Source organism: Parabacteroides distasonis (genome assembly GCF_004793765.1).
Lineage (GTDB): Bacteria > Bacteroidota > Bacteroidia > Bacteroidales > Tannerellaceae > Parabacteroides > Parabacteroides distasonis_A.
On sequence record NZ_SRYM01000033.1, the window covers coordinates 37,777 to 44,034 of the forward strand.

5 protein-coding genes are annotated in these 6,258 nt (G+C 42.8%); all 5 read left to right on the forward strand.

What is annotated here, in order from left to right; all coding sequences use genetic code 11:
• The first annotated feature begins 163 nt into the window (after nt 1–163).
• The 5 genes from E5342_RS11835 (at nt 164) to E5342_RS11855 (ending at nt 6,198) form a co-directional block, all read left to right on the forward strand.
• Nucleotides 164–790 carry a hypothetical protein gene (locus E5342_RS11835; RefSeq protein ID WP_135959441.1) on the forward strand — a complete coding sequence of 209 codons (627 nt, stop codon included), beginning with the start codon at nt 164–166 and terminating at the stop codon, nt 788–790.
• A gap of 11 nt (nt 791–801) precedes the next feature.
• Nucleotides 802–1,233: a hypothetical protein gene (locus E5342_RS11840; RefSeq protein WP_135959442.1), complete on the forward strand. Its 432-nt coding sequence runs from the start codon at nt 802–804 to the stop codon at nt 1,231–1,233.
• A 73-nt stretch (nt 1,234–1,306) separates the two neighbouring features.
• Nucleotides 1,307–1,729: a hypothetical protein gene (locus tag E5342_RS11845; protein WP_135959443.1), complete on the forward strand. Its 423-nt coding sequence runs from the start codon at nt 1,307–1,309 to the stop codon at nt 1,727–1,729.
• A 56-nt stretch (nt 1,730–1,785) separates the two neighbouring features.
• A complete protein-coding gene (locus E5342_RS11850) occupies nt 1,786–5,916 on the forward strand; it encodes an Imm5 family immunity protein (RefSeq protein ID WP_135959444.1) in 4,131 nt (1,376 codons plus the stop codon).
• A 6-nt stretch (nt 5,917–5,922) separates the two neighbouring features.
• Complete coding sequence (locus tag E5342_RS11855) at nt 5,923–6,198, forward strand: hypothetical protein (RefSeq protein WP_227805446.1); 276 nt, start codon at nt 5,923–5,925, stop codon at nt 6,196–6,198.
• Nucleotides 6,199–6,258 lie beyond the last annotated feature (60 nt).

The window sequence follows — 6,258 nt, forward strand, 5'->3', positions numbered from 1 at the left end:
CCCAATATTGATGATTTCATTTTTGTATGGTTGGCGAGCCAAATTCTTGTTTTTTATTTGTCCTTGGCAATAGGCATTTCATATCTATTGAAAAGAAAAGAATTATTAACGAAGCAGGATAACGGGCAAGTCATTCCCTGCTGAACTATTAAATATATCAGACATGAGAATAGTTGTATTGTATTGTTCATTCTTTTTCCCACTTAGCTATGTTATAGCGAAAAACGGCTATGTGGAACAAAATTCAGCCAAGTATTATTCTTTGACTGAACAAGATACTCTTTATATAGAAACAGAAAAAACAGAATTTGAAATTCTATATAGACTATGTTTTAATCAGCAAGGTAAAAAGAATATTGTTTTTGAGTTGAAAGCGGTAGATGATAGTAGTATAGACTTCGTGCAAAGCTATACAATCAATGGAATAAGAAAATTTGATTGCTTTGCCGTGTACGATAATGTGGCAGACGGAAATCGTTTTTTATTCTTTGACTATGAAAATCAAATTGCTCACATAACGCCTACTTGTTTTTCCGGTTTCTATCCGATATACAGTTCTGTGGACTTTTCAAGAGCGGAAGTCTTATTACGAAATGAACACTCCTACTTGAAACAGTCAAGCGATACGTTAAGTATTGACAGTAAGGTGACTTATGTGCCATTTAACTGTAATAATCGAATTATAAAGGCAACTTTTGTTCCATGTTCCCAAGCAGGAAAGGATAATAATATCTCTACAACGAAAGACAGTATCCGATCGATGCTCCTTTCCAACCATTATCACCAATAAAATAAAGTTGTATGGAAGATTTTGACATTCTAAATAAGTTTGACAATGACAAACTAATAGACGTAGTGAAAAATTATAAGCGTTATGGCTATGATGATGAACTTCGTGATTATGCTATCAATTTATTAGGAGAGAGAGGTTGGAACAGAGAGGATCTGCAACAATTTGGCTATTTAACAAACTACAATTATGATGAAGCTGAAAAACAATACAAAGCATACAAGAGAAATTCATTGATAGGCATTTGTACGCTTATATTTAGTGGGGGAATTTTGGCTGTTGTCTATTTAATCTTTTTAATTATGGCTTATCGGAATGTTGCAAAATTCTATAAGGCATTAGGGTGCGATGAAGATGAGACTGCATTATTCAATGTTTTGGGCGTGCTGGCTTACTTTCATCTAAAAGGAAGAATGAAAGAAGAATTGAAAGGAATAAGATAAGTTTATGACAAGGTAGCGATAACAGCTAAACGCTGTTTCTCACCCAATCATTACCAACAAATAGCGTATATATATGAATAATGTAACAAAAGTAAGGATAGTATATGAATGTAGCATAATAGGCATTGTTTTGCTGACCTTCTTAAAGGGTATGTTCCCATACATGGGAGCATGGTGGCGAGTAGCCCTTATGGCTTCACTTGTAGGACTGTGGTTTTCATTGTCTTATCTGAAACGGCATAATTATAAATGGAGTTTCAGTTACATAGGGAGTCATTTATACATTAACCAATTATTGAAAGTGCAGAAGTGGTTTCAGAACGCTACCATCATAGCCTTATTGATACCTGTCTTCTTAACAGATCTCCTGTATAATCATTTTTGTTTTGTAGCATATATACTGCTTGTAGGTATGTTCTTAGGCGTGAAGCTGGCTACTTACACAGTAGAGTACACCATATATAAAAGTAAATTCATTGGTAACAAGGAAAGTTAACCCCTAAGCGATGTTCCTTTCCCAATCATTACCAACCCCATTCAATAAACAGAGAAATGATGAAAGAAAGTATAAAAAGGCTGAAAGAGAAGCTCGATCAAAGTTGTACAGGGCATTTACCTCTATCCCTGCGGGTCGATCTGATGAAACAGATCGGCGATATACTCTCTGTGCAAAAAATCCTGTGCGAGTGCTGTAAGAAAGCCTGTTCTTTCATCGGACGTCAGAATAAGGACAATGTGCAGTTGCTTTCCCGGATAAACGATTATCTGTACCGAAAGAAAGAGTCTGTTGAAGATATCCTGAAAGAAACGGAAAAGCTGAGGCTTCATGTGGAGAATAATCCTACAGAGACAGATACGTTCGTGAACTGGGCCATCGTGATGCTCGGATATACCGTATATTACAACACGGTTTACATGCTGGAAATAGAAGATTATCGTGGGGAAGATGATGGTGACTTCGATCCTGAAAGCTGGAGTCCTGATTTCATCGGGTCGGCAGCCTATTCCGGCGGAAGTCCTTTTGCCCAAGGGGATGAAGGTGACACGGAAAAGCGCAGGGAGTACTGGAACTGGTATCTGGATATGGTTCTTTCCATATACGAAAATCCGATGAAGGAAGTCATTCCTTTTCATACAGGTAGTAATAAAATGATATATATACCTGTACCGTCCGAATGCGACAAAGTATTGTCCGACAAGATAAAGAGACTAAATTCTGCCCTTGCTTCATACATTCATGCCCCCACGGACAAGAAAGAAACAGATCGGATGAAAATTTATGTGGAAGACAGCGAGCTTGTCCGTATCGTGGCAGATGTCATTCAGGAGTATTCCTGTATACCTTCCACTCCATCGAAAAAGGAGAATTACCGCATAACCGGAATTTACAATTATGACATTGTAAAATTCTGGTATTGTGTAGCCTTGCTCGCCCAGTCCTCGGATGCTTGTGCTATCGCCTGCCTGTCGGAACTTGCCCATACCCTCATGGAACAGGGACCGGGAGATCTCCATGTGCTGTACCGTATTCTGTTGCTTCTGCCAGAGCAGGAACATCTGCACAGACTGAACCAAGAGTTTGCCAGCTACTATCAGAAAATAATTCCGGGGCTTGAGTCGACAAAGTGGCTGGCAAAGGCAGGCATCCCATACCCTGACATTTTTGAATGGTCTATCTCATTCTATTTCACTTCCAATGGAGAAATGTTCTTCATGCCAGAGCATGAAGCGGAAAGGAAGGCATGGTTCATCCTGAGTGTCGAGCTGTTCGGGCCGCAAACAGTCTATGGCGACTATACACGGTTCACGAGCTTTCGGATTCATGTGAGTAACAGGGACAATACTATTCATGGACAATGGAATGAAAAAGACGGCTATCTCCTGCACGATAGAGAATGGCTGATGATGGATGAACACTATACGCCGGAACAACTTGTTATCCTGATGCACAGGCTGTCAGGTTTCGATATACGGTTTTCAAAAGTCCCGACCCGAATATATGCTTCGAAGGGGATTTCAAGGAACGCAATACAAGAGTGGATAAGGAATGAGATGGTGGCATACGAGCACGACCAAATGGAAGAGATATGTAACCAAGCTCTCGGCATACTCAAAAACGAAGGAGATATAGGTGACACACTGAATGAGATAAGGGAGAAATGGTGCGAAGGAATACCCATACTGAAAGACAAGCGTTTCGATGAAGTTGTGACACAGTATTCCTGCTTTTCTCACGAGATGGGTATCGCAGCCTTGGGACAGGAACTGAGCGCATACGGGTATGCGCTCTATGATCTGGACGGGGATGAGATTTACTTGCTGGCATTGCTCCCACAGGCGGAAATGTCAGCCTTTGAGGAGAAATGCCGCAAATACGGGCAGTATTGCAGCCTACTCAAACAATCCCGTTATGATTTCGGAATGAAGGCAAGAGCCATAAAGCTGCGCAAGCAGATGCCTCGTGAAAGAATGGAGTGGCCGGATGATGGAATCACCTATATCACAAGAGGTTTTGCAGGTTATTTCGCTTATGGGGAATGGAGACCGAATAACGTGGATGAGTGGCAGGGAACATTCGTCGTGGATTTGCGTATGACACCCCTTCAGCCGGTAAAATTGAAAATGAAGAGAATCCACAGTTTCATATATTCAGAGGAACTGGACTTCTATGCCGCATTATACTCAACCTCTTGGGGAGAAATGCCTATTGGCGGAAAGAATCCGTTGGAGGCGGAGAAATGGCCACGCATGTGTGATTTGTCCGTTGAAGGAAGGTATGAATTCCGATGGTGCGGGCGTTATCTCTGTTTAGGCGATGTTCATAGCGCCATTGTCCACACAATGACGGAACGGGGAGTCAGGTATGTAAGCAGGATTATGCTGCCGGAAGGCATGAAGTATGCCCCAAGTTTCAGTACAGACGGGAAGGGAATGCTGTATATCATCATGGGGGAATACAGCTGGTCAAGAATCATCCGATATGACGACAAGGGAAACTATACTATGATGCCATTCTCCATGTCCGACTACGATACATTCCGTGACGGCAGCATCCCTGTGCCGAATACGACACATATTCTACTACTGAGGCAATACACGGCAAGAGGTAACAGCGGGATATGGCTTGAATCGGGATTACTCGATCTGGACATGGCGACACAGAGATGCCGGATCGCCCCTCTCCACACGGGAGACGGTTCGTTCAACCTGCGTGAATTTCATAAAGAGTGGGTGCTGGTGGAAAGCGATTTGAACGGCAACCGTACCGACTATGCCCGTCTCTGGAACCGAAAGACGAACGAAGTCATGCGCCTCCGTCCCGGAGTATTGGGGAATGAATTATTTAAGTCCCTTCATGCGTTGCCTGACGGTACTATCATCGTGAATACCCTTGACGATGTGGGTGACGTGCTATGTAGAGCGGAAGATTTCTGGAATTTCCTATGCACGACAAGCCGTCCGAGAAAAATGGGATATTGGCTCAACTATCCGAATCCTTATCCCGATACAGACTATGAGTTGCCTCCCTTGTCGGAGGATACCAGCCTGATGCTCGCACCTCCGTTTACCGAGTCTTCGTCCGTCCATTCACCTGCAAAAAAAACACGTCCGGCGGGAAATAACAAGGACGGATCGACAGAAATCACTGACACACGGGGTTCGGAAGGTATAGAGATTACAGAAGGCTTATTGAAGATCAACGGGCGACAGGTTTCCCTGCCTTTATCCTATACAGCTATGGTACACATTTTCGGCAAAGAGAGAATCATATTCACGCATCGGACGATGCAGGATGACAAAAGCAAGACTGTGCAGTATGACAAACGGGGGTTCCTCGTCTGGGACAATGCCGGGGTGTCTGCCGTCCGGAACGAAGAGAACGCCTATAACATTTCTGCCATCTATCTATGGGTGACGGAAAACAAGGAATCTGTTAGAAACCTTCCTGCCCCGACCGGTGTGTTCTGCGGCGAAATTGTAGTGGAGGGTATCAGGTGGAACCGAAAATCCGGCATGGCAATCCGTAGCGGAGAACTGGAAATAATGACGTCCGCATCGGAAGGGTATATGGAAATCACATTTGCCAATAGCCGAGACCGAAAGTACACTTGGCAACATTATCGGGATGCGATGGTTGAAAATATGCAGGCGGCGTTCATGGAAAGGAAGCGGCTTGTGAACAAACCTTTTGGCCAACAGCCAGAGGAAGCCTTTACGTCAGCTGAAACCTGCGAAATTTTCCTTTCTCACGTAGTCCGTGCTCTTGAAGCCGGGTATTCTATGGGCAGGAGCGTGCGTTATCTAAAAACGAGCCTGCTCCTACCTCTGACAGAGGCGGCGATAAAATGTAGTGAGTACGGCTCTGTCAAAGCATCAGACATGCTTTCCGTGTATTCGGGCTGTGTGCTTCTCGGTTATGAAAAGTTGAATATGAAGCGGTTTTGCGAAACAATGGCTAAAAAGGGCATTCGCGATTTCGTGTTTGACACATTGATCCGCTGCTGCGTTCCTGATTGGGAAGTCACGGAATATACCGTATTCCCGAAAATTAAGAAATGGATCTCCTCACAAGTGGAAAGTGGAAGCATAACAGAAGCGAAAGCTGCATTAAAAAATATTTCTTGTATTTCAGAGAATATCCTGATAACAGATGCGCTGATTACATCAACTTTAAAAATATAAAACAGTATGGAACCAACAAAAACAACCGAAAAATTCACGAGTGTGCATAAAACTTTCAGTTACACTCTTCAAAGTGCACTGACAAACCAATGGTCAAACTTGGCATTTGGGATAGGTATGGTCGTCGTACCTTTGATTTATCCTTTTGGGTTACGTATCAGGCGGGCAGTCATCCTCTCTCCAGAAGTCTTTTCCACGATTTTGATTATTGGCGGTGTATTACTGCTTATAATGACATTCTTTGACATTCCGAAGAATTTCGATCTTTATTCAGCTAATTAATTCCTTAAGTAGTTATTCATAATTATTTCACCTATGTCGAAATTACATTATCTTTGCCTC